The sequence below is a fragment of the Roseofilum reptotaenium CS-1145 genome (assembly GCF_028330985.1).
In the GTDB taxonomy this organism is placed as follows: domain Bacteria; phylum Cyanobacteriota; class Cyanobacteriia; order Cyanobacteriales; family Desertifilaceae; genus Roseofilum; species Roseofilum reptotaenium.
The window spans coordinates 1-23,159 of record NZ_JAQMUE010000018.1; the positions used below are offsets into that span (position 1 = coordinate 1).

A 23,159-nucleotide genomic window follows, 5' to 3' on the forward strand; every position below is an offset into this window, starting at 1 on the left:
ATCTTGTCTATGGAAACTTTCTATGGATTATCTCTTGCCTTGGGCGATCGCCCCGATTATGATTCATGCATCAGTTGAATATTAACGCCTTGAGAAAGTGTTAGCGCACTCTCCCAAGACTTCCCCAACTGTAGACCAAGTACAATTGGAGCAAAATTATAATGGCACAGGTTTTAGTGCAGGTGTTTATCCCGGTGCAAGGCTATGATGAGACTCAGTTCTACACCTACGTTGATGAGTCTAACTTCCCAGGAATGAATCTCTTTAACGTCGGGGATAAAGTTCGGATTAAGGGGGAATTGTTCACCGAGGAACACCTCCATACGGTTGAGTCGGTAAACTTTGATTTGCCTTCTAGACAATGGGAGTATTACATTAAGTTTGACTCTTGTTTTTAACATCCTAATCCAAGAGTTCAGGCGTGGCTTGAAGATATGAGCGATGACCCTCATTACCGTGTAGAATGATTGTTTCAAGACTGGCTTACTGAAGCCTTTGATACCAATGTACACTCGTATAATGTTGCGACAGAAAAGAGTCTTAGTCGTTCAATAAATATGCCAGTCCCCATTAAGTAAAATAGACTTGATGGGGATTTTAAATTGAGCTTATTCTCAGCAAATATTTATTTATAATAAGTGTTGCAATGTATATTTATTTGTAAAGTAAATACGAGGTGGTAAGGATGGTTTGGATAGAAGAGTACAATTCAGATTGAAGAGGTGATTGACGTATACCGCTATCACTCGGTGAGGGATAAAGTAAATTATTCTATTTATTATTTAATCGCTGTTAGCGATTACTGTGACGAGCATAAATCTAAAGAGGATGAAATTGCTGAAATCAAGAAGGAAATGGCCCACTACAAAGAGAGGTCAATGGATGCTGGAGAGTAAACCTTTTTTGGTTGATTAAATTTTCAGCGGCAGCGCTATAGGAAAGGGAGCCGCTAAGATTTCGGTCACCCTCAAAGCATTACCAGAAGGGGATTTCAAGAATAAAACTTGATTATCTCGGTCACCCTCTAATGCTGATTCTTTCGTAAGCGCCGCCTATTCAGTTTGTTCGCTGGGTATGTCGATAACTCTGTGAGTACAGCTAGGTGAGAACTTGGTCAAAGCCTTGGAATGTATAGATTTCAGGCGACAAATCTTAAAAGTGAGAACAAACACCTGGGTTAGTTGAAGCCTTGTAGTGACTGAGTTTCAGGAAAATTTTTCAAAAAGTGCTGGGTGAGTACATTAATTGATTAAGGATTCAACAAAGGGGTGAGATCTATAGTATATACTTTAGTATATACTATAGATCTCACACTTTATGATTCTCTACTTATCCATAAATAATGCTTATGTGATGGTCATGTGATTCTTATGTGATGGTCATGTGATTAATATATTAATGAAAATCTATGGCAATGCTTCTATGGATAGATTTTATCTATTTCTATGACCTATTTACCTCATACCCCAAAATGGGGTGTTAGGTTGGTTTTGTGTGAGATATTTGTGAGCGCTCCCCTTGGGACTAGGGTGTTGCAGGTTCAAAGTCTAGAAACCAAAGAATATTGATGAATCGGGATGACAGGATTTGAACCTGCGACATCCTGCTCCCAAAGCAGGCGCGCTACCAAGCTGCGCTACATCCCGGATAAACACAATTGCATTATAACCCATAAAAGTGAGGTTTGGCTAGAGTCAGTGCAATGGGAAGATTTATTTTCCAGACCGCATTCATTCAGTCTAAGTTGAAAACCGGGTGTTCTTGCATTGTCTATTGCTATAGTGCCTATGGCCTCCCCTTCTTAGTTTGGATACCAAAACATCCCTTTAATGCCTTCTGGATCTTGGAGAAAACCCAGGCTGCGGTAAAATTCAACCACATGAGGATCAGCAAACAAGGTAATGTTACTAATATCTTCACTGCGGAGTTTCTTAATCGTATGTTTCATCAAGGCTTTGCCCAGACCTTTACCTTGGAAGGTTGGATGAACGACGACATCCCAGAGAGTCGCATTAAAGGCATGATCCGAGGTTGCTCTAGCAAAGCCAATCAAGCGACGATGGTTGCCTCGTAAGTCCCACATCGAAATGACCAGAAAGCTGTGTTCGATCGCTTTTTTGACTTTCCGCAAAGGACGGCGAGACCAACCCACCGCATCACATAGCTCTTCGAGTTCATATAGGTCGATGTTCCGATTTGTGCTAAACACAATACGGGAGATTTTGCCCGAATCGCTCTTAATATCCAGCGTAGCAAAATCTTCCAGTGCTTTCACTGGACTGGTTGTTATCGGAGTATCCGAGCTGCTAAACAAGCTTTTCCAAAAACCCATGCAGGTGTGATTGAAGTAGTCAAAGTTAAATAAACAATATTAGCTTAGTATATCTCCCATAATCTTTTCCTTCTATTATGGCTCAGGGTTTAAAATCCTCTACCTTAGAACTGCTCAAACGCTTTAACCGGGCGTTCCCCCAATTTTATGAACAGTTTGTCAGTTCTGACATCCAACTGCAAAACCTGAAGCTGGCCTATCAACTCTACAAAACCCAGAAAGCTGTGATTGAAGTACGGTCTGAGAATGCCAAAAGCGCTCTCCACTTTGCTTATCGTAATCAGTCCTTCCTCTTGAGTGACATTTTTGGGGTTCTGGCCGCTTATGGATTAACGATTCATAGCCTCAGTCTCTATGGTCAAATTCATGCCCCGATGCTGGTGTTCATCAAGTTGGTGGTCTCTAGAGGAGGAAAGGCACTGCTGGAGAAAACGGCGGAAAATGTCTGTCGAGCCATTCAGGAGGCCTTAGCGGGCCATTTTGAAGTGGAGGAAATGTTGGCAGTCGAGTTTAACCTAGATGCGGGATTAGAACAGGTGGATACGGAGTTTTATGTCGATCCGGTGTTCCATCTACCTGCCTTACTGATTGAAGCGGATAATCAGCCAGGATTGTTTTACAAGGTTATGTATGGTATCTGGCAAGAGGATTTATTGGTGGTTAATGCCAATCTTTTGGTTTGGAGGGGACGCACTCGCCTAATTCTCTACTTGCTTGGGCCCAATGAAAGCTTGATTCCGGAATATCTGGGTCAGAAGATTGCTGAAAGTGTGAAGCAGCGGTTATTGGGCGATCTGAATTAGCTTAGAACCTTAACTAACCAACACCTATTGCCTTTTGCCTCACAAGGACACGGTTCAAGATAGGATAGGAATATGGCAAAAATCGATATCCTTGGCGTTTCCCATACTTATGAATTAACTGCACCTAAACCGGCAAAGCCAACGTTGGTGTTTGTTCATGGCTGGTTGTTGAGTCGGGCCTATTGGCGGCCTTTGGTTGATCAACTGCGATCGCACTATCAATGTTTGGCCTATGATTTGCGTGGCTTTGGTGAATCAGATACTAGACCTCGTTCACCGATATATGAGGGTGAACTAATTTTGGGATATACTCCCAGCGATTATGCAAAGGATTTGGGTATTCTTCTGGATCAATTGGAGATTGAGAAGGCTTGGCTGATGGGCCATTCCCTGGGGGGTACGGTGTGCCTATGGGCGGCTTCTCAGTTGGGCGATCGCATTGAAGGGGTGATTTGCCTCAATTCTGGGGGCGGTATTTACTTAAAAGAGGAGTTTGAGCGATTCCGCTCTGCTGGGGCCCAATTGGTAAAAAGGCGGCCTCGGTGGTTGGCGGATATGCCTTTGCTCGATTGGCTCTTTACTCGCTCTCAGGTATCTCAACCTCTATCGAGAGGTTGGGGAAAACAACGGTTAGTTGATTTTGTCAGCGCCCAATATGAAGCTGCATTAGGCGCTTTGTTAGACTCGACTACAGAGGAGCAAGTTCACCGTTTACCCCAGTTGGTGGTTCATCTGCAACAGCCCGTTTATTTTATTGCCGGAGCTGAGGATAAGGTGATGGAACCTCGCTATGTGAGACATTTAGCCAGTTTTCATCAATTGTTTCGCTCTGGATCTGACAATGTGGTGGAAATTCCCAATTGTGGGCATTTTTCAATGCTGGAAGCAACCGATCAGGTCGTGGAGCAGATTGATCGCTTGATTCAGACTGAGGAAGTTGGCGATCGCATGGCGAGTTAAGGTTGAGGAAGATGGCCTATTTCCCATTCCCTACCGAGTAGCGGTATAGAGGGTTTGGAGTTTAGATAAATCCATCCGCGACTGTACCCCTAAAGTTAAGGGAGAGTGATCGCCGACTTCCCAATGGGCAGCCGCTGCACATGCAATCATTGCCGCATTATCAGTACAATATTTCATCGGTGGAAATAGCACCTCTAGATTATGCTCCTCTCCAGCACTCTTGAGGAGTTGGCGTAATCCCCGATTTGCCGCCACTCCTCCACCAATGGCGATCGTCGATAAATTATAGTCAAGAGCAGCTTTAACTGCCCGTTTCGTCAGTGCTTTAGCGACTGTTTCTTGGAAACTCGCCGCTAGGTCAGCAATGGGTAAATTAGGATCGGAAGCCTTGAGTTGATTCACCAGGCGCATCACCGCCGTTTTTAACCCACTGAAGCTACAGTCATAGGGATGATATCCTCCTTTGGGTAAGGAAATTCTGCCTTCTGGTAGGGAAAAAGCTTGCGGATTACCTGTTTTAGCCAATTGGTCAATAATGGGGCCTCCAGGATAGCCGAGTCCCAACAAACGGGCGACTTTATCAAAGGCTTCTCCAGCCGCATCATCGCGGGTTCTTCCCAGGGTCGTATACTGGCCGCATTCGTGAACCTGGATCACGCTGGTGTGACCTCCAGAAACGAGCAGACAGAGGAAAGGGGGTTTTAAGTCGGGGTTGGTGAGATAGGAGGCGTAGATATGGCCTTCGAGGTGGTGAACGCCAATAAAGGGTTTGTTGTGCAGAAGGGCTAGGGTTTTAGCTGCCGTAAGGCCTACTAATAAGGCTCCGACTAAACCTGGGGCACAAGTGGCGGCGATCGCATCAATTTCTGACCAAGACAGTTCAGCCTCTTCTAGGGCTGCGGCGATCGCCTCATTCACCGTTTCTAGATGACAGCGAGAGGCCACTTCTGGCACAACTCCCCCATACTGGCCATGCTCGGCCATCTGTGAAGCGACAAAATTACTCAGAACGTTACAATTTTTTACAATTGCTACAGAAGTTTCGTCACAACTTGTTTCAATAGCTAGAATCGTTGCCATTGCCTGCTACCTTGTTCTCAGGGAAAAAGCTATTTTGAACCCTCCATAGGAATTTAGGGTTCAGAATAGCCAATTTTAGAGACTTTTTGAAGCTTAATCTTTACTGAGTCTCTCAAGTCCAGTATGATTGGCTTTCATAGAGCCTTTGGTTTCTTTGTAACATAATTTTTGCACTTCGTAACAAAAGGAAACACTTCCATGCGACGATTGCTTGTTCTAGTTTTAATGTGTTGTTTGTGGCTGGGCTTTGTTCCCCCCGCTTCTGCGGATTTAGCAAACTTGGTTCCCTGTAGTGAATCTCCCGCTTTTCTGCAACGGGCTAAAGCAGCTAGAGCCACCACCGATGATCCCCAATCTGGGGCCAAACGATTTGAGCGCTATTCTGAAGCCCTCTGTGGTGACGATGGCCTTCCCCACCTGGTGGTTGATGGTCGTCTCGACCATGCTGGAGACTTCATTATCCCCAGCTTACTCTTTCTTTATATTGCCGGTTGGATTGGTTGGGTAGGTCGTGCTTACCTAATAACTATCCGTGGCGAGAAAAATGCTGAAGAGAAAGAAGTGGTTATCGATGTTCCTCTAGCGATTAAATTAATGATCTCTGGCTTTGCTTGGCCTCTGGTCGCAGCCAAAGACATGATGAGCGGAGAAATGTTCGCCAACGATAACGAAATTACGGTTTCACCCCGTTAAGAATCGAGTTCTAAGTCTGTGTTTTGTTTTGGAGTCTTCACATGGAAGGTTTACTTAAGTATCTGTCCACAGCTCCAGTTTTGATTATGTTATTGCTAACAGTCACGGCTGGAATTTTAATCGAATTTAACCGTTTTTACCCCGACTTACTTTTTCATCCGATGTAAGACAGAGGGCATACTCACCTAGCAATTTGCTGTGTTGGGAAGGAAAAATTGAATTAAATGGTTACGCCTTTGGCATTACTCCAAAGGCGTTTTTTGATTAGCGATAATAGATAGGCAAAAGTCTATGTTTTGTACAAGGTATTGAGTATTCCACACTTATATAGCAGCAAAGGAGATAGAAAACTGCCTCCTGATGGTAAATTCATAATCGACCCAACCCAAGAAAATAGAAGTTTTTAAAGATAGCCAAAATAGCTCACTTGCTAGATTGAGTTTTTTTGTTTACTCTCCCCATTCCCCCACCCAGAGTGCTTTGTGCTGTATTAATTCAGGCAAAGAGGAAAGAAATGACCCACCGGGCCAGTTCCCTGACCGATATCTAAACTCCATTTCAGGGCTGCGGTAACGTAGTTTTTCGCTTGACGGACAGCATCTGAGACCGAATGCCCTGTGGCTAGATTAGCAGCGATCGCCGCCGAAAGGGTACATCCCGTTCCATGGGTATTAGAGGTATCGATACATTCGGTTTCCAGCACTGTGATTTCCCGATCGTCAAGTAGCACATCTACCCCCCGTAATTCTCCAGTCATTCCACCTCCTTTAATCAAAACTGCCTGCACTCCAGACTGCCACTTCAGGGTTTCGGCTGCTTCCTTCATGTTCTCTATAGAGTTGATTTCTACACCGGTTAGCAACTCGGCTTCATAGCGGTTTGGAGTGACCACAGTCGCTTGGGGGATCAGTTCCTGTTGCAAAGTTTCCACAGCTTGATGATCGATCAGCCGGTCCCCACTACGGGAAACCATAACCGGATCGACCACGAGGGGACGTAGATCTAGCGATCGCAGGCTATTGCTCACTACCTGCATAATTTCAGCATTCAGTAACATCCCCGTCTTCACTGCCTGAACCCCAATATCCCCAACCACTGCCTCCAGTTGAGCAACCACTGCTTCTGGAGGCAAAGCATCCACCCGGTTAACTGCTAAGGTATTTTGGGCTGTGACACAGGTGAGAGCTGACGCACCATGGACACAGTGAAACGCCAAAGTGCGTAAATCAGCCTGAATACCTGCACCTCCTCCACTATCCGATCCGGCGATCGTTAGTACAACCGGGATGTTAGAGTTCATCAACTTTCCCTTTTAGTTTCTCGGTGGACGGCGACGTTGGAGGAAATCAGGAATATCCAACCCTTTCGGTTGAGCTTGGGGATTCACAGGAGAGGAATCCGGAGGAGGAGCAGCAGCAGGGGCAGGAGTAGAGGTAAACGAGGATTGATAGACATTGGGATTGGGGCGCTGCTGTTGTACCGTGTTAGACGGCTGGGATTCTCCCGTAAAGCCAGTTGCAATCACCGTAATTCGGATTTCCCCTTGCAGTCTCTCATCAATTACCGCTCCAAAAATAATATTGGCATTGGGATCAACTGCTTCGTAAATCACTTCAGCCGCCGCATTCACCTCAAATAAGGTCAGGTCACTACCGCCCGTAATATTGAGCACCACACCTTTCGCGCCATCAATGGAAGACTCAAGTAAAGGAGAGGAGATAGCGGAGATCGCCGCCTCTCTCGCTCTCGACTTCCCAGAGCCGCCACCAATACCCATCAGCGCCGATCCTGCATCCGCCATCACCGCTCTGACATCCGCAAAATCCACATTCACCAGCCCCGGAACTGTAATAATATCTGCAATTCCTTGTACCCCTTGACGCAGAATATCATCGGCTACCGTAAACGCTTCCTGCATCGGCATTTGTTCCGAAACCACCGACAACAACTTATCATTCGGGATAATAATCAAAGTATCCACCCGACTCTTGAGGGCTTCAATCCCCTGCTCCGCTTGACTCATGCGTCGCCGACCTTCAAACATAAAGGGGCGAGTCACCACACCCACAGTTAGTGCCCCGACCTCTTTGGCTACTTCTGCCACCACAGCCGAAGCACCTGTACCCGTACCGCCTCCCATGCCAGACGTAATAAACACCAAATCCGAGCCTTCTAGAGCCGTCGCCAGTTCATCACGGGATTCTTCCGCGGCCTTTTGTCCGATCGCCGGATTTCCTCCTGCACCCAATCCACGGGTTAACTTTTGACCAATTTGCAGTCGATTCAGGGCGGCTGAACTGACCAACGCTTGAGCATCTGTATTAATTGACCAAAACTCAACCCCTGACACTTCATTAATGACCATGCGGTTGACCGCATTACCGCCGCCCCCCCCGACACCAATCACTTTTATTTTGGCCACACTACTGGGGATAATATTTTGGTGTTGATCCTCATCACTTACCATCTGTTGATGCCCTTTAAAATTAGAAGACGAGACTCCAGCATTCTTAAACGGATTCCCTGAATCGACTGCCGTCGAAGCATTAGATTGACTATCGCGGTTAGAGTTGAGGGGGACATTCCCCAGCATCTGATTGGGAGGTGTCATGGGCAGTTGCTTTACACAATAAATATCAATAAATGTATAGTATCAAGAGGGTTAAGGAATCACATCGCCACTTGGGTAGACATAAACTGCACCCAAGAACTCTGTCCCTCACCCATAACATTTTGCTGATGGGGGTTGTATCCCTTTCGTTGAACCTCAAGCCAGGGTCTTGGCTCATTCAGCATACCATGCGATCATAGCTTGTCATCATTGGTTCAGACGCTCACATTCATGAACTGACCCGGGAAAGGGGGAATCGCTACCAGAAGTTTATCAGAATTCTCCAGAAAAAACGTTAAGTCTTCACCTAAAATTTAGGGTTAAATGGAGTTGATGAAGATTTCATCTCAATTGAGGGAGCGTCTGGATTTCTCAGATCGATATAGTTCATTTGCCGAGGATCGAGCTGTTGAGGGAGCTGTCGCATTTGATCGAGAACTTGCAATTGCTTAGAGAATTGGGGCGTATAGACTCCCAGATGCACTTGTCCTAGTTCCGTGGTGAGGATTAGGTTTTTGGGATCTTCCCAGTTCAGCTCGGTAATTTGAACGGGAGATTCCTTGAGTGCAGTATAAGCTTGGGGCCAGTAGGACTGATAATGGACGAGCGGGCCAATGATTTTTAGGGTAGGAAGGGGAAACGACGTTAACTCGGTGTAGTTCTCCATCGGCATCCAGATTCCTTGTTCATCAATTAAGCCTACAGTTTGGCTTTGTCGAGACTCGATCGCGATCGCCACGGGAAACCGTTCACTGACTTCAATGGTTAATCTGAGGGGAAACAACTGCCGAGTCACTCGTGCTTGAGCAACAGGTCCTTTTGCTTTCAAGGTCTGGGCAATTTTATCCGGTTGGAGTCGAAAGACCAATTGGGGATACTGAATCGGTAAAATCTCTCGTAAGGCTTCCGTGGTTACCAATTCATTGCCCGTAATCACCACTTGTTCCGGCTCGCGGATCGCCCAATTGGGCTGAGTCAGTAACCATCCTCCTCCATAGGCGATCGCCCCAACAGCCACCGTTTGCCAAAGGGTTTGCAGCACCTTCAACCGTTGTCTCTGGCGGAGTTGTTTGCGTCTTTCGATTAATTCCTGTTTAGAAATCGGTTGAATAATGGTCATTGCTTTAATCGGCAATAGGCACGAATGGCAATAGGCAGTATGGACTTAGGGCTTCAGAGATAGTTTATAAACTTCTGGGCCATGGGGATAAGGGGCTGTTCCCCTCGATTGAGAGAACGCTTAAACCTCTTTTGACTGCAACCACTCCTGATTTAAATAATTCCTCCATTCCTTGGCCAATTGTGCATCTGTGAAGGGAATTTTCACAGGTTCTGTGTTCCCTTTAACTTGTAAGGCTAAAAAAACAGTTTTTCCTTGGGGGGGTTCATCCCTAGACGCGACTTCACCATTAACCCAAAGTTGAAGGTCTTGTAGGTCATTCAGAGCTAAAGTTTGGCAGTTGATTAGCCCGGAGGCTGTCGGTTGACCCCAAGTTAATTGGTCTCCTTTTTGTCCCAAGGCTGCATAAATATCATATTTAGAGCGTTCAAATCCTTTAGCCCAGTCTTCATAAACTTGTAATTTTTGATATTCTCGCCACCCAGCCCAGGTTAATCCAATAAATACAGTCAATAAAGGTAACCAGAGTAAACCTCGTTCCATAATCTTTCTCGTTCATCATTGGTTTCAGTTCAAAGGATTTTTGGGCGATTCCTCCGGAAAGCTTCGCTTTCCTGTTGGCGAGAGCCGAAATGCCCACAGGAAAAGAATCATTAAAGATCCGGTAAGATGGGCCCCAAATCCCCAAGGGGATAAGTTATGGTTGTAAGAGCGCTCACCTAACTTCTACTGCTGGAGCTGTTAAGTACCACCCAATTATTGATGGTGTCAGCCATGAAAAAATTTCTACTCCTCTGCTTATTTATTTTTACATTAGGGTTTGCCCTATTCAAGGCTGAAGGATTGGCCACTCAAGGAAACTATCAATCTATTATCCTTGATTTTCGCGAAGAGCGAGCTAACCAAATCCCAGAATGGGTGCAAACCCTCACTCAAGACTATGGTACGGTTCCTCGGCTCAATAGTGAATTTTCTCTCCAGGATCATGTTTATGTGCTGGAGGGCGATCGCCTGTTGTTAGAGCAACTGCAAGAAAGCAATCTTAAGGACTATACCGAAAGTATTGAACCCAACTATATTTATCAAGCGACTGAAATCCCCAACGATCCGGATTATGCTAAACAGTGGAATCTGCGAAGCATCAATATGGAATCCGCTTGGGATGATACGAAAGGCCATGGGATAACGGTGGCCGTGATTGATACCGGAATTACGAAAGTGCCGGATCTCAAGGATACAAAATTTACTCAAGGCTATGATTTTGTAAACGATCGCATCGAAGCCAATGATGATGCCGGTCATGGAACCCATGTAGCGGGAACGATTGCCCAATCGACGAATAATGGATATGGAGTGGCTGGAATCGCCTATGAAGCCAAGTTAATGCCCCTGAAAGTATTAAGTGCCAGTGGTGGTGGGACGGTAGCTGATATTGCCGAAGCGATTAAGTTTGCAGCCGATCATGAGGCGGATGTGATTAACCTCAGTTTGGGGGGAGCAGGTGAAAGTAATTTGCTCAAAGAAGCGATCGATTATGCCTATGACAAAGGTGTAGTTGTCGTCGCAGCGGCCGGAAATTCTAATCAAAATGCCGCCAGTTATCCGGCTCGCTATCCCCATGCGATCGGGGTTTCTGCCCTCGATCCCTCTGGAGTCAAAGCTCCCTATTCTAACTTTGGGGCTGGGGTAGACCTGTCGGCTCCCGGAGGTTCGGAAGCGGGTAAGATTCTGCAAAATACCATCGATCCCCAAACTGGAAAACCGGTTTTTGAAGGTTATCAAGGAACTAGCATGGCTGCGCCCCATGTGGCCGGAGTTGCGGCTTTAATTAAGTCGGTAGGTGTAGAAGACCCCGAAGATGTGCTAAAAATCCTCAAAGAATCCTCTCGCAGTGTAGAAGAAGACCCCCTCAATCATTTTGGTGCAGGTCAATTGGATGCAGGTGCAGCGGTTAAACTAGCTGTAAAAGGTCAAATTACGTTCAAAGACTTCTTCCGTTGGCTGCGCGATAATGGCTATCTGAATCCTCGCTTCTGGATCGATGGTGGTGCGATCGCCTTAATGCCGAAAATTGCCATGGTACTGGGTTCCTATCTCCTTGCTTGGCTCTTACGGAACTATTTCCCCTTTGCTTGGAGTGGTTCGTTAAGCATGGGTTTAGTTGCTGGAAGTACGGGCGTATTTTTCCTCAGAGGATTGTATCTCTTTGATATTCCCCAATGGCCGTTCCGGATGATGGGCAGTTCGATCGCTGAATGGGGCAATGTGATTAGCGGGAGTCCCTTACTTAACCCTATTTTCGCTAGTGTTTTGATTCCCCTAATCTTGGTGATTGGGCTGTTGGGACATCCCTCTGGAAAATGGCTGGCGATCGGGATAAGCTTAGGATTTGCCAGTTTCCTCGCCATCAGCGCCATTACTGACCCGGCAATGCTTTGGCTCGGATCGGGTTGGGTGGCTCAACTGTTCCTAGGGGTAAACGCACTGTTGTGTTTTGCCCTTGCTCGTTTAGCCATGACTGGAGAAGGAAAAACCGCATGAGTTTAACTGTCAATGGGGTGATTGAACATAAACCCATGGGCCCAGGAACTTGGGCCTTAGTCACGGATGGGACGACCTATGAACTCAAGGATGCTCCCGATGAAATCAAACAATCTGGACTTCAGGTTAAGGTTGAAGGCTCAATTCGTGAGGATGTTATGACCTTGGCGATGATTGGGCCGGTGTTAGAAGTTCATTCCTTTGAACTGTTGTAACCGTTGTCCTCCTGTCGGTAAAGATGTCTATTGGCGATCGCCCAAAATGGCGATCTCTTCATACAAAATGATCAAAAGACGCTTCTTTCTCCAACTCATGGCAACCCTATCTGGTTCTATTGCCCTGGGAAAAAATATGACCGGTTGTTCGGCAGTCAGTTCTCCAGTTTCCCCTACTCCTACCCCTTCTATGAGTTCCAATTCTTCTTTTTTCATGCCCGATGAAGGCGAACCTCATTTATGTACTTGGATGGCGTTTAGTGCCAGCCCAGATATCTGGGGACGGGAAGATTTTCGCTATGTCCAGGACGATCTAGCCAGAATTGCCAAAGCGATCGCCCAATACGAGCCGGTGAAAATGTTAGTTCGAGAAGAAGATTATGAGATTGCTTTGGCTAAATGTGGCTCGGATGTGGAGTTAATTATTACTGAATTGGACGACCTCTGGATGAGAGATACGGGACCGGTTTTTGTCGTCGATCAAAAGGGTCAAAAAGCAGGGATTGATTTTAATTTTAATGGTTGGGGCAATAAACAATACCACGATCGCGATGCGCAAGTTGCAGAATTTGTTGCTCAACAAGCCGGAGTTCCCATCATCAACACAGAACTGGTGTTTGAAGGTGGAGGAATTGAAGTTGATGGTCAGGGCAATGCAATCATCACCGAAAGTTGTATTATTAACGATAATCGCAATCCAGGCTGGAGCAAAGAGGATTGCGAAATGGAATTAAAAGCCTTATTGGGACTGCGTAAAATTATATGGCTTCCCGGTATTCGAGGGGCGGATATTACGGATGGGCATACGGATTTTTATGCTCGTTTTGCTCGTCCCGGAGTCGTGATTGCCGGTTACGATCCCAACCCAGACTCTCCCGACCATGAGGTAACCGAACGGCATTTAGAAATCCTGGAATCAGAAACAGATGCGGATGGAAATGAGCTAGAAGTGGTGGTTCTGGAAGCGCCAACAAAAATTAGAGAGGGATACGATTGGGATGACTTTGCGGCCGGATATATTAACTTTTACGTGGTCAATGGTGCGGTGATTATCCCTGAATTTGGCGATCGCCAAGCAGATCGCAAGGCGAAGGAAACGTTGGAAGAGTTGTTCGGCGATCGGGATATCGTACAACTCAACATCGATAATATTGCCGCTGGAGGCGGGGGAATTCACTGCACGACTCAGCAAGAACCTTTGGTTGAAAAAAGCTAATCAAGCCTCGTAAATCAATCGTCCATGAGTTTTAACATAGGTTAAGGATATCTTTGGATTATTGAGGTCTTTTCCACCTGAATCATGCCAGAGGATTAGCATTGATTAGCCAAGAGACTAATTTTCCTATAGACCTTGAAAGCCTTGACTCTTGTCGAGTCTATCGGACAAACAAGGGTGCAGCCTTCTGTGGTGATTCTTTAGAACTTCTGAAGAAGCTACCTGATGAGAGTGTTAATTTGGTAATGACGAGTCCGCCTTTTGCACTTCAAAGAAAGAAAGAATACGGAAATAAAAATCAGAGTGAATATATTGATTGGTTAGCTGATTTTGCGCGATTAGTCTATCAAAAATTGAAAAGCGATGGTAGTTTTGTTCTCGATTTAGGGGGTGCTTATGAAAAGGGGAAGCCAGTTAGGAGCCTCTACAATTTCAGAATCCCTATTTATTTTTGTGATGAGATAGACTTTCTTTTGGCTGAAGATTTTTACTGGTTTAATCCGTCAAAGCTTCCCAGTCCGATTGAGTGGGTTAACAAAAGAAAAATCAGAGCAAAAGATTCAGTGAATACGGTTTGGTGGTTCAGTAAATCGGAATTTCCTAAGTCAGATGTGACCAAAGTTTTGACAGAATATAGTCCAAGAATGAAAAAGCTCTTAGAAGACCCGGAAAAGTTTTACGATCCTAAAAAGCGCCCCTCCGGTCATGATATCAGTACGAGCTTTGGCAAAAATAACGGAGGAGCCATCCCTTCTAATTTGCTGCAAATTCCCAACTCTGAGTCAAACAGTCAGTATCTTAGAGGATGCAAAGCTCTTGGTTTAAAACCTCACCCAGCCAGGTTTCCAGGAAAACTCCCAGAGTTTTTTATTCGTCTGTTAACCGAACCTGGGGATCTGGTGGTTGATATCTTTGCTGGATCGAATACTACCGGATTTGTTGCCGAACAAGAAAATCGTTATTGGATTGCTTTTGAACAAGAGATTGAGTACTTAGCTACATCGTGTTTCAGGTTTATGCAAGAGGATATGGATGAAGGGACATTGAAGGCTTGGCATCAAGACATCGTGCGTGGTCATTGTGTTGACTTTTCATTTGGGAGGCTTTGTGAGACGAATTCTGTAAAGACTCAATGATGGCACTAACAATCGCCTCAAAGCTTGTTCTTTCAATTCTTGCCCTAACATAACCTGAGTTTTGGATAAGAACCGGAAAAAGTCAGTATGAAGCGAGAAACCCGATTTCTAAGATCCACCCACTTCACGGCTGCTGGCTTATCCAAAACTGACATTACAATAGATCCATCATGATTGGATTAAGATTGATCCAATCTGCTATAAATTTAAAATTCGTCAATAATAGGCTGTAGAGCAATTAGGAGATTGGGAATATCACTCTCAGCCGTTCTCCAAACTTCTTCAATATCAATATTATCATATTCATGGATTAAATTATCTCGCATCCCTGCCATCAATGACCAAGGAATTTGTGGATATTTTTGGCGTAGAGATATCGATAACCGTTTAGTTGCTTCACCGATAATTAGCAGTTGAAAAACGATGGCGGATTGAGTCCTATCATCTGCCAAAAAACTTTGTCGATTGAAGCCTTGTTTAAATTGATTAATTTTTGCCGCCGCTCGTTGAATATCGAAAAGCGTTTCTCGGTCTCTATCTGCCATAGCTCTCCTGAGAGTAGACCACTTGGGCAGTGGATAAAATTTCTTGGCGGCGGATGGGGTTGTGGCTGCGTAAAACAGCGCGTTTACTAATTAAATCAACTTTACGATTAAATAGGGCCTCTAATTCTTGTTGCATTTGAATATGGTCAAATAGACTCCAGTCGGCATCAGCAGAAAAGGCAATCAGCAGATCAATGTCGCTATCTCGATGGAAGTCCTCTTCTCGAAGGATAGACCCAAAGAGAGATAGTTCAGTAACAGACCATTGCTGGCAAAAGGTTTGAATTTGCTCTTCTGGCCAATGGACATGTTTACAGATTGGACTGGAGATGGGGTTCATAAGCCACTACAGATGATTGACAGGGAGAATGATGTGTAGCATGGTTTTTGGATTTGATATAAAGATCCCTCGGCGATAGGGTCAAAGCTTGTTCTTTCAATTCTTGCGATAACATAGACCCACTCCTAGGATTTAGCGAATCCAACTTGCACCTTAATCTAACGTCAGTTTTGGTTAAGCAGGCGATCGGGGCGGCGATCACGCCCGCAATGGATCGGGAGGAGCAAAGGGAGTAGGCTAAAAGTGCCAACCAGAAACCCCCTCCATTGCTCCATGCTTAGTCTAGAAGAACTTTTTTGTCATGTCGATGACTTCTGCCAAATGTTTGAACCTCTGTGGAATACCCACCTCCTAAAATCAGGTGTCAGAACCAGAAATCGCCTGTCCGGTCTAGGCTTGAGCGAACGAATGACAATTCTTGTCGCTTTTCATCAAATGGGCTATCGAACCTTCAAAGACTTTTACCAAAAATTGGTTCAACCTTATTGGAAGCCCTATTTTCCTGGGCTGGTGAGCTATTCCCGCGCCAGTACAATTACTCCCTTCATCCCTGTTCCCTTTGTGTGCTTACCTGAAATACTGCTTTGGCTCTCCTACTGGTATCAGTTTTATCGATTCGACTAAGCTGAAAGTCTGTCATAATCGACGGATTTCTCAACATCGTACATTTTTAGAGCAAGCTGCACGAATAAAGCACATCTGTAGACTGGTTCTTTGGCTTCAAGCTACATTTGGTAGTTAACGATCGCGGTGAATTACTCAATATTACCCTGACACCGGGAAATATTGATGACCGAAAACCGGTTCTGCAACTGGTTCAGAACTTGACCGGTAAGATCTTTGGTGACAAAGGCTATATTTCTCAGAAATTGACTCAACAACTTTGGCAAGCCACTGGTTTACAACTGATTACTCCCTTGAAGAGAAAGATGAAGAATCGGCTTGTGCCCTTATGGGATAAGGTTTGGCTCCGTCACAGAAGTATCATTGAGACGATCATCGATCAACTCAAAAATATTTCTCAGATCGAACATACCCGTCATCGCAGTCCTGTTAGCTTTCTCATTAATCTCTTGGCTGGATTAATTGCCTATTGCCATCAACCCAAAAAGCCTTCCCTCAACTTAGAGTCCCTCAAGTCAACGATCGCTTAACCAAAACTGACGTTATTTTACAGCAACTTTCGCACATCGGAGACTTGGCCGGAGATCGCCGCAGCAACAACCATCGCGGGACTCATCAGTAAGGTGCGACCAGACGAAGACCCCTGACGACCTTTAAAGTTGCGGTTTGAGGAAGAGGCGCTCATTTGATCCCCTTGTAGTTTATCGGGGTTCATGGCTAAACACATGGAACATCCGGCGTTGCGCCATTCAAACCCAGCTTCGGTAAAGATTTTATCTAAGCCTTCTGCTTCCGCTTGTTGCTTGACGACTTCCGATCCCGGAACTACAAAGGCTTTGACTTGAGAGGCGACTTGATGACCTTGGGCAAATTTAGCGGCTTCTCGCAGGTCAGTGAGGCGACCATTGGTACAACTACCGATAAAGCAGACATCGATAGGGGTTCCGGCGATCGCCTTTCCGGGTTCGAGTTGCATATATTGATAGGCTTCTTCGGCCAAAGGGCGATCACTATCAGGTAGACTTTCTGGAGTCGGAACCACTTCATCCACACCAATACCTTGACCGGGTGTAATCCCCCAAGTCACCGTAGGGGGAATTTCTTCAGCGTTGAACACCACCACATCATCATACTCAGCATCGGCATCCGAGCGGATACTTTGCCACCATTGCACCGCTTTATCCCAGTTTTCTCCTTGGGGGGCAAACTCCCGTCCTTGCAGATAGTCAAACGTCACTCGATCGGGGTTTACATAGCCACATCGTGCCCCCCCTTCAATCGACATATTGCAGATCGTCATCCGCTCTTCCATCGACATCTGTTCTAGGGTCGTTCCGGCATACTCATAGGCATAGCCTACGCCCCCTTTCACGCCCAATTTGCGGATAATGTGAAGGATCGCATCTTTGGCATAAACCCCCGGACGTAGGCTTCCATTGACTTCAATGCGGCGCACTTTGAGCTTCTCCAGAGCCAAGGTTTGGGAGGCTAGCACATCTCGCACTTGGCTGGTTCCAATCCCAAAGGAGATCGCCCCAAATGCTCCATGAGTTGAGGTATGGCTATCTCCACAGGCGATCGTCATTCCCGGTTGCGTCATCCCTTGTTCGGGGGCGATCACATGCACAATTCCCTGATTACCTGAACCCACATTATAGAAGCGAATCCCATGCTCTTGGACACTGGTTTCTAACGCTTGCATCATCTCTTCTGCCAAAGTATCCGCGAAGGGTCGAGCCTGGTTATCTGTGGGCACGATATGATCGACCGTGGCAACCGTGCGATCAGGAAATAGTACTTGTAAATTTCTCTCCCGCAGCATAGCAAACGCTTGGGGACTGGTCACTTCATGGATCAGATGCAGCCCAATAAACAGTTGAGTTTGTCCAGAAGGAAGTGTACGAACCTTGTGGTTGTTCCAGACTTTATCAAATAGCGTGCCCTTGCTCATAGTCCATCGTAGCGCTAGGCGCTGGTAATTGGTAATGGGTAATGGGTAAACTGTTTTTTACCTTAGTTCACTGGCAGTTTATCATTTGATCCAGGGACTTGTATAGTCATTCACCTTAAGAAAAAGTAACAGCATCTCACTATTATGCGGATCATGTTAAAGTCTAAAATTCATCGGGCGACAGTCACTGAAGCCAATCTTAACTATATCGGCAGTATTACTATCGATCGCACTCTGATGGAGAAAGCCGATTTGCTGCCTGGAGAAAAGGTTTTAGTGGTCGATAATACTAATGGTAATCGTTTAGAAACCTATGTGATTGAAGGAGAAGCAGACTCCGGTGCGATCTGCATCAATGGCGCTGCTGCACATTTGGTTAACCCTGGAGATATGATTACTTTGTTAGCCTTTGAAGTTACCGATGAAATTAAGTCACCGGTTAAAATTTTAGTCGATCAAAATAATAAGTTGGTGGAATTTCTATAGCACTACTGGGGTAATGGGTAATCGGTAATCGGTAATTAGCCATCCCCTATTTTCTAAGAGGATTTGCGAATATTTTGATCGGGATACTCTTGGGGGGGAGTCTTGCGAACCGCTTTCGGGGCTGATCCCTGTGGAATGTCTGGGGTGAGTTTGGGAAAGTTGGGCACTTGTAAAGAGGAATGCTGGAAGGATTTGGCCGTAGGATTTACGTCAAAGGTAACGGGTTTTTGGGGTGGGTTTGGAAGTGAAGTGAGTTCTGAGATAACTTCCGGTGGGTTTTGAGGCTCAAGAGAGGCTGTTTGGGGTGTAAATTGGTCTGGACTAAAGGAAGTGATAGGTTGGCGCTGAGAAACTTGGACTCGCAAGGGTTTGGGTTTTTCTAATAAGAGTGGGGTTCCACGACGTTGGCGACGGTTGAGAGATGCTCGTTTATGGGCGTTGGGATTTTGCAGGCTTTTCCAGAGGACAAAGAGACCTCCCGATCCCAAGGCGATCGCTCCTAACCAGGGCCAGGGTATAGTAGAGTTAACTCCTGGTTCCTCGATCGCTTCTATAGATTCTGCTTCTTCTGTGACTTCTGCGATCGCCTCTTCGGGTTCGATGTCCCCAGGATTAAGTAGAATACTCAAAGCTTCATAACCGATACCAATTACCAGCACGGCTAAAATGCTCCACACCAATAGGGTATGGTTTTGAATCGGTTTCAGAATAAACTGGAGTCGGTTTGACCGTTGCTTTCCAGTAGAGCGATGAATGGATTTACGTGGATGAACCATAAATAGCTTCCCTGACTATACGTTGACCAGACCGACTCGCTTCGTGTCCGAAACTCATCTTACCCAATTTTGCGCAAATAGATCTGATGGGATAGGGAGATGGGTGGGACACGGAGAATCGGGGACACGGGGATAGGGAGACGCGGAGAGACAGGGATAACGTCCTATTGCCTATTCCCCATTGCCTATTCCCTATTTACCTCTCTAGAGCAAATTCAATCAACTGATGCACCAACTCTGAGAAGGGAGTGCCCGTATTAGCCCAGAGTTGGGGGTACATGCTGGTGGAGGTAAATCCAGGCAGGGTGTTGATTTCGTTGATTAGCACTTCTTGGGTAGACTCGATATAGAAAAAGTCTACTCTAGATAATCCGGAGGCATCTACGGCTTGGAAGGCTTGGATAGCCATATTTTGGATGCGATCTCTCACTTCGGAGGGTAAGTCAGCGGGAATGAGCAAATCGGCTTTTCCGGCGGTATATTTGGTTTCGTAGTCGTAGAAGTCGCTCTCAAAGGTGATTTCGCCAATGACGGAGGCTTTAGGATAGTCGTTACCCAGTACGGCACATTCGACTTCTCTAGCGGTAACTCCTGCTTCAATGATAATCCGGCGATCGTAACTAGCAGCGTTATCTAAGGCGGTTTCGAGTTCTTGGCGCGATCGCACTTTGGCAATACCCACCGAAGACCCCAAATTTGCCGGTTTGACAAAACAGGGATACCCAATTTCCGCTTCTATCTCATCGCAGAGTTTCGGAAACACACAAGGATTTGACCAAACTTGAGCGCGAGTCACTGCCTTATATTTAACTTGGGCTAAACCCGCTTGGGCAAACACCATTTTCATAGCAATTTTATCCATACTCACCGCCGATCCGACGATGCCAGAACCCACATAGGGCAATTTCATCAGTTGCAGCAAGCCTTGAATTGAACCATCTTCTCCGTTCGGGCCGTGTAAAATGGGAAACCAAACGTCAATTTCGTTGACTTGCTTGGGAAATTCCCACAAACTTCTTCCTGGCGGGGTATCCGTGGATAAGGGCGTACCAGAGTCTAGGACTTGAGTCGCGGTTTCTTGGGCATACCAATAACCATCTTTACGGATATAGAAGGGAATGACTTGGTAGCGATCTCTATTTTCTCCGGTTTGCAGCGCTGTGGCGATCGCCTTTGCCGAAACAATCGAAACTTCATGCTCCCCGGAACATCCCCCAAACAATAGTCCTATCCGTTTCTGGCTCATATGGTTGCCTCTCCATATCAACAGCGAAGAGTTTATTATATCCCAGAAGCGTTTAACGGCATCAAAGGCATGGCAAAGGTCACATTGCTCTTAATTCAGAAGCTGACAACTGAGTTAATCGTAACTCCTTTATTTCCAAGAGAAATCATCTTTAAAGTCACCTGTGACCCAGCCAATTCTTTCTAAGTCGTGCCACAACCACCTGTAAACCATCCCAGTTACTGGATACCATCCTAACCAACTTTTGGTAAATTTTTCTTTTTTCATTACCCAAATATAAGGATAAATCGGCTCACTGCAATCTCTTAAATGTAAGCTGTTTTTTACTTCTTTCCCAGACAAATAAGGCAAGCGGTAATCTTTCCTTGATAATTCTTGATCGCCCAATTCAAAATCTACACTATTTTTAGAACCTTTAGGCAAAGAAACCCAAGACCAACTAATACTCACTGAACCTCGCTTATGTTTAGAGGGTATAACCACACCTACAATTTGAGCAGGTAGGATTGATGCAAGTTGTAACTCCGGTGCAAGGTAACTGAACCAAGTATCAAGTAACTGTTGATAACTATCAATTGCTTGTCGATAAACATCTCTCACATATTCAAGCAGAATATCAGGAGAGACTATATCAGCTTCAAAGAAAGATCTGAATGTGGATGGGAGATTTAAATGATTTTCATCTTGTGAACGACTTTTGTTTAATTTATCTTCTAATTGACTGATGCAAAATTTAATCATTGGTGAAGCTTTAGAAATTTCTAGTTTATCTAAGCTAGATTCAAGATCATCTATCCGAATTGGTTCAAAATTAGGGTAATGTCTTCCTGTAACATATAAGGCTCTATGCCAAGCTGCCTCGAATGAAAGATAGCTTCCTAAAACAGGAATAGATCTATGCTTGATCACTTGAGAGAGTTTTTCAGTAATAGTTTTAAAACTCCTCTTCCAAACCCAAGAAGGTTTTGCTTCATATGGCATACAGTGAAAAATATTCCATCCTTGATCTAAAAGAGTGCTGATTTCTGAGGAATAACGAGAATCTCTGGTTGCAAAATATTGACTTGCTTCTGGAGGTAGAACAACAACCTTATCACCCATTTGGTCGCCGAAGTAGTAGGCAATTATCATAGAAGTTAGAGTGATGTCATCCGTCCATTTTGCATCAATAATAGCAGTACCTATCCTAGGTACATTACCATCTTTAGTGAAGCTAATTACTAATTGACTGAGAGAACCAATTCCTCTTGACCAACTCTGCATTGCAACTCGAAATAGTTTTCCAACTCTCAGCGCAGAAAGTTCTGGATTTTGTATCCCAAAATCCCAATCTAACATTTTTTGATGCAGTATTTGAGATGCACAAAATGGATTGTGTTCAACAATTTTTGCAAACTCATGAGTTATACTCTCTGGTAACTCAGTATCACGTAGTTCGACAAGTTTCAGTTGAAAAAAATCTCGACTTAACGTATGCACTCCGTAGGTCTCTTCATACTCTCGCTTGAGTAAGCTTAATGTTAGTAACTCTCTTCTATCCTTCTTGAGTTCTTTTTTTCTTCGCTCTTGAGCTGCACCTTCCACCAAAGACCAAGGAATTGGACTAAGAGCGAATAAACCAAGTAAACATGCTAGGGCTTGGGCATGTTCAGATAACTGCTTCCAACTTATTTCAAACGCTGCTTTTACTCCCCGTTCTGCTGTCATTACAGCTTCAACTTCTGCAAGTGACTCATCCTCTAAACTGGCTTCAGTCAACTGCTCTAGCATTTGACTCAGGGATAAATCTTCCTCAACTTCTAAATATCGCCCTACCAATTCCAATCCTAAAGGTAAGTAACCCAACCAACAACATAGATTTTGAGCTATCTGTGGCTCCCTCTGCAAACGTTCGTGCCCTATGAATGACTCCAATAATTGTATTGCCGCTCTGGGCTTTAATAGGTCTAAATCAAAGGGCACAATAGGAGAGCCAAACCGTCGCTGAGTAGTAATCAACACATTGAAAGGCTCTTCGACTGGTGGCGGCAATACCTTCTTAATCGTCTCGTACTCCTGCACATCATCGAAAACCACCAGTACCTTACTGTCCTGTTTACCCTCTTCCTTTGATTCCCATTGCACCAGATCCTCACCACGCCCATTCAACCAGTAGACTCCACCCGGATAAGCACCCTCTTTTAAATAGCGGTATGCATACTGTAATACCAACTCCGTCTTCCCAATTCCCCCCATCCCTGTCACGGAAATAATCTTCATACCCTGTGTTCTCTGGAGCTGCTTGTGTAACTCCTCTATCACCTCATCCCGTCCCACAAACACCTTAGCCCCCGTCCATGGGAGCTTCCGCAGATTCGCTACCGGTAGCGGCTGCGGTTGAGGATAATTATGGATTTCTTGCTTAACATCCTTAATAATAATATCCCTTCCAGCCCTAGCGCCCTCTAATATGCTTTGCTCTGCTTTCTTCTCTTTTTCATCCAT

At 45.3% G+C, this 23,159-nt stretch carries 23 protein-coding genes, 1 tRNA gene and 1 pseudogene; 11 read left to right on the forward strand and 14 right to left on the reverse strand.

Annotated features, from left to right (window positions below; translation table 11 throughout):
• Positions 1-161: 161 nt before the first annotated feature.
• Positions 162-398, forward strand: a complete 237-nt coding sequence (locus PN466_RS01850) for a hypothetical protein (protein WP_271936488.1) — start codon at positions 162-164, stop codon at positions 396-398.
• Between the two features lie 1,174 nt (positions 399-1,572).
• Here PN466_RS01850 and PN466_RS01855 read toward each other — a convergent pair.
• Together PN466_RS01855 and PN466_RS01860 are read right to left on the reverse strand one after the other, a co-directional pair.
• Positions 1,573-1,646 (reverse strand) — tRNA-Pro (locus PN466_RS01855).
• A 155-nt stretch (positions 1,647-1,801) separates the two neighbouring features.
• Positions 1,802-2,332 (reverse strand): GNAT family N-acetyltransferase, encoded by a 531-nt coding sequence (locus tag PN466_RS01860; RefSeq protein WP_271936490.1) that lies wholly within the window; start codon positions 2,330-2,332, stop codon positions 1,802-1,804.
• Positions 2,333-2,409: 77 nt separating this feature from the next.
• Here PN466_RS01860 and PN466_RS01865 point away from each other — a divergent pair, with 77 nt between their 5' ends.
• Together PN466_RS01865 and PN466_RS01870 are read left to right on the forward strand one after the other, a co-directional pair.
• Positions 2,410-3,135: a hypothetical protein gene (locus PN466_RS01865; RefSeq protein WP_271936493.1), complete on the forward strand. Its 726-nt coding sequence runs from the start codon at positions 2,410-2,412 to the stop codon at positions 3,133-3,135.
• Between the two features lie 72 nt (positions 3,136-3,207).
• Positions 3,208-4,095 (forward strand): alpha/beta fold hydrolase, encoded by an 888-nt coding sequence (locus PN466_RS01870; RefSeq protein WP_271936495.1) that lies wholly within the window; start codon positions 3,208-3,210, stop codon positions 4,093-4,095.
• A 30-nt stretch (positions 4,096-4,125) separates the two neighbouring features.
• On the opposite strand, the gene tsaD is transcribed toward PN466_RS01870, so the two are convergent.
• A complete protein-coding gene (tsaD, locus tag PN466_RS01875; protein WP_271936496.1) occupies positions 4,126-5,175 on the reverse strand; it encodes a tRNA (adenosine(37)-N6)-threonylcarbamoyltransferase complex transferase subunit TsaD in 1,050 nt (349 codons plus the stop codon).
• A 198-nt stretch (positions 5,176-5,373) separates the two neighbouring features.
• Here tsaD and PN466_RS01880 point away from each other — a divergent pair, with 198 nt between their 5' ends.
• Both PN466_RS01880 and psaJ read left to right on the forward strand, forming a co-directional pair.
• Positions 5,374-5,868: a Photosystem I reaction center subunit III gene (locus PN466_RS01880; RefSeq protein ID WP_271936497.1), complete on the forward strand. Its 495-nt coding sequence runs from the start codon at positions 5,374-5,376 to the stop codon at positions 5,866-5,868.
• 41 nt (positions 5,869-5,909) lie between these two features.
• Positions 5,910-6,035 carry a photosystem I reaction center subunit IX gene (psaJ, locus tag PN466_RS01885; RefSeq protein WP_271936499.1) on the forward strand — a complete coding sequence of 42 codons (126 nt, stop codon included), beginning with the start codon at positions 5,910-5,912 and terminating at the stop codon, positions 6,033-6,035.
• 323 nt (positions 6,036-6,358) lie between these two features.
• Here the strand turns inward: psaJ and thiD are convergent, their stop codons facing one another.
• The 4 genes from thiD to PN466_RS01905 all read right to left on the reverse strand — a co-directional run bounded on the left by thiD (position 6,359) and on the right by PN466_RS01905 (position 10,142).
• Positions 6,359-7,168 carry a bifunctional hydroxymethylpyrimidine kinase/phosphomethylpyrimidine kinase gene (gene thiD / locus PN466_RS01890; RefSeq protein ID WP_271936501.1) on the reverse strand — a complete coding sequence of 270 codons (810 nt, stop codon included), beginning with the start codon at positions 7,166-7,168 and terminating at the stop codon, positions 6,359-6,361.
• Between the two features lie 12 nt (positions 7,169-7,180).
• Complete coding sequence (ftsZ, locus tag PN466_RS01895; RefSeq protein WP_271936503.1) at positions 7,181-8,479, reverse strand: cell division protein FtsZ; 1,299 nt, start codon at positions 8,477-8,479, stop codon at positions 7,181-7,183.
• A 307-nt stretch (positions 8,480-8,786) separates the two neighbouring features.
• Positions 8,787-9,599 carry a cell division protein FtsQ/DivIB gene (locus PN466_RS01900; RefSeq protein WP_271936505.1) on the reverse strand — a complete coding sequence of 271 codons (813 nt, stop codon included), beginning with the start codon at positions 9,597-9,599 and terminating at the stop codon, positions 8,787-8,789.
• Positions 9,600-9,719: 120 nt separating this feature from the next.
• Positions 9,720-10,142: a hypothetical protein gene (locus PN466_RS01905; protein ID WP_271936506.1), complete on the reverse strand. Its 423-nt coding sequence runs from the start codon at positions 10,140-10,142 to the stop codon at positions 9,720-9,722.
• A gap of 231 nt (positions 10,143-10,373) precedes the next feature.
• On the opposite strand from PN466_RS01905, the gene PN466_RS01910 reads away from it, so the two are divergent.
• The 3 genes from PN466_RS01910 (at position 10,374) to PN466_RS01920 (ending at position 13,571) form a co-directional block, all read left to right on the forward strand.
• The gene (locus tag PN466_RS01910) at positions 10,374-12,140 is read left to right on the forward strand and encodes a S8 family peptidase (RefSeq protein ID WP_271936508.1); all 1,767 of its coding nucleotides are present in this window, start codon (positions 10,374-10,376) and stop codon (positions 12,138-12,140) included.
• Positions 12,137-12,355, forward strand: coding sequence for a hypothetical protein (locus tag PN466_RS01915; RefSeq protein WP_271936510.1), 219 nt, complete (start codon positions 12,137-12,139; stop codon positions 12,353-12,355). Before PN466_RS01910 ends, PN466_RS01915 begins: the two co-directional genes overlap by 4 nt.
• A gap of 70 nt (positions 12,356-12,425) precedes the next feature.
• The gene (locus tag PN466_RS01920) at positions 12,426-13,571 is read left to right on the forward strand and encodes an agmatine deiminase family protein (RefSeq protein WP_390889958.1); all 1,146 of its coding nucleotides are present in this window, start codon (positions 12,426-12,428) and stop codon (positions 13,569-13,571) included.
• On the opposite strand, the gene PN466_RS26150 is transcribed toward PN466_RS01920, so the two are convergent.
• Positions 13,572-13,673 carry a hypothetical protein gene (locus tag PN466_RS26150; RefSeq protein WP_278002959.1) on the reverse strand — a complete coding sequence of 34 codons (102 nt, stop codon included), beginning with the start codon at positions 13,671-13,673 and terminating at the stop codon, positions 13,572-13,574.
• Here PN466_RS26150 and PN466_RS01925 point away from each other — a divergent pair.
• Positions 13,673-14,707: a DNA-methyltransferase gene (locus PN466_RS01925; RefSeq protein ID WP_271936515.1), complete on the forward strand. Its 1,035-nt coding sequence runs from the start codon at positions 13,673-13,675 to the stop codon at positions 14,705-14,707. The genes PN466_RS26150 and PN466_RS01925 overlap by 1 nt on opposite strands.
• A 206-nt stretch (positions 14,708-14,913) precedes the next feature.
• On the opposite strand, the gene PN466_RS01930 is transcribed toward PN466_RS01925, so the two are convergent.
• Both PN466_RS01930 and PN466_RS01935 read right to left on the reverse strand, forming a co-directional pair.
• Positions 14,914-15,252: a HepT-like ribonuclease domain-containing protein gene (locus PN466_RS01930; RefSeq protein WP_271936518.1), complete on the reverse strand. Its 339-nt coding sequence runs from the start codon at positions 15,250-15,252 to the stop codon at positions 14,914-14,916.
• Positions 15,242-15,592, reverse strand: a complete 351-nt coding sequence (locus PN466_RS01935) for a nucleotidyltransferase family protein (protein WP_271936520.1) — start codon at positions 15,590-15,592, stop codon at positions 15,242-15,244. Before PN466_RS01935 ends, PN466_RS01930 begins: the two co-directional genes overlap by 11 nt.
• A 273-nt stretch (positions 15,593-15,865) precedes the next feature.
• On the opposite strand from PN466_RS01935, the pseudogene PN466_RS01940 reads away from it, so the two are divergent.
• Positions 15,866-16,746: pseudogene (locus PN466_RS01940) on the forward strand (IS982 family transposase).
• A gap of 17 nt (positions 16,747-16,763) precedes the next feature.
• On the opposite strand, the gene leuC reads toward PN466_RS01940, so the two are convergent.
• Complete coding sequence (leuC, locus tag PN466_RS01945) at positions 16,764-18,167, reverse strand: 3-isopropylmalate dehydratase large subunit (RefSeq protein ID WP_271936522.1); 1,404 nt, start codon at positions 18,165-18,167, stop codon at positions 16,764-16,766.
• 153 nt (positions 18,168-18,320) lie between these two features.
• Here leuC and panD point away from each other — a divergent pair, with 153 nt between their 5' ends.
• The gene (gene panD, locus PN466_RS01950; RefSeq protein WP_271936524.1) at positions 18,321-18,653 is read left to right on the forward strand and encodes an aspartate 1-decarboxylase; all 333 of its coding nucleotides are present in this window, start codon (positions 18,321-18,323) and stop codon (positions 18,651-18,653) included.
• 53 nt (positions 18,654-18,706) lie between these two features.
• Here panD and PN466_RS01955 read toward each other — a convergent pair whose 3' ends face one another.
• The 3 genes from PN466_RS01955 to PN466_RS01965 form a co-directional block, all read right to left on the reverse strand.
• On the reverse strand, positions 18,707-19,429 hold the full coding sequence (locus PN466_RS01955; protein WP_271936525.1) for a hypothetical protein: 723 nt from the start codon (positions 19,427-19,429) through the stop codon (positions 18,707-18,709).
• 196 nt (positions 19,430-19,625) lie between these two features.
• The gene (locus tag PN466_RS01960; RefSeq protein ID WP_271936527.1) at positions 19,626-20,675 is read right to left on the reverse strand and encodes a D-alanine--D-alanine ligase family protein; all 1,050 of its coding nucleotides are present in this window, start codon (positions 20,673-20,675) and stop codon (positions 19,626-19,628) included.
• A gap of 129 nt (positions 20,676-20,804) precedes the next feature.
• Entirely contained in the window at positions 20,805-23,159 is a 2,355-nt protein-coding gene (locus PN466_RS01965) for a hypothetical protein (protein WP_271936529.1), read from the reverse strand.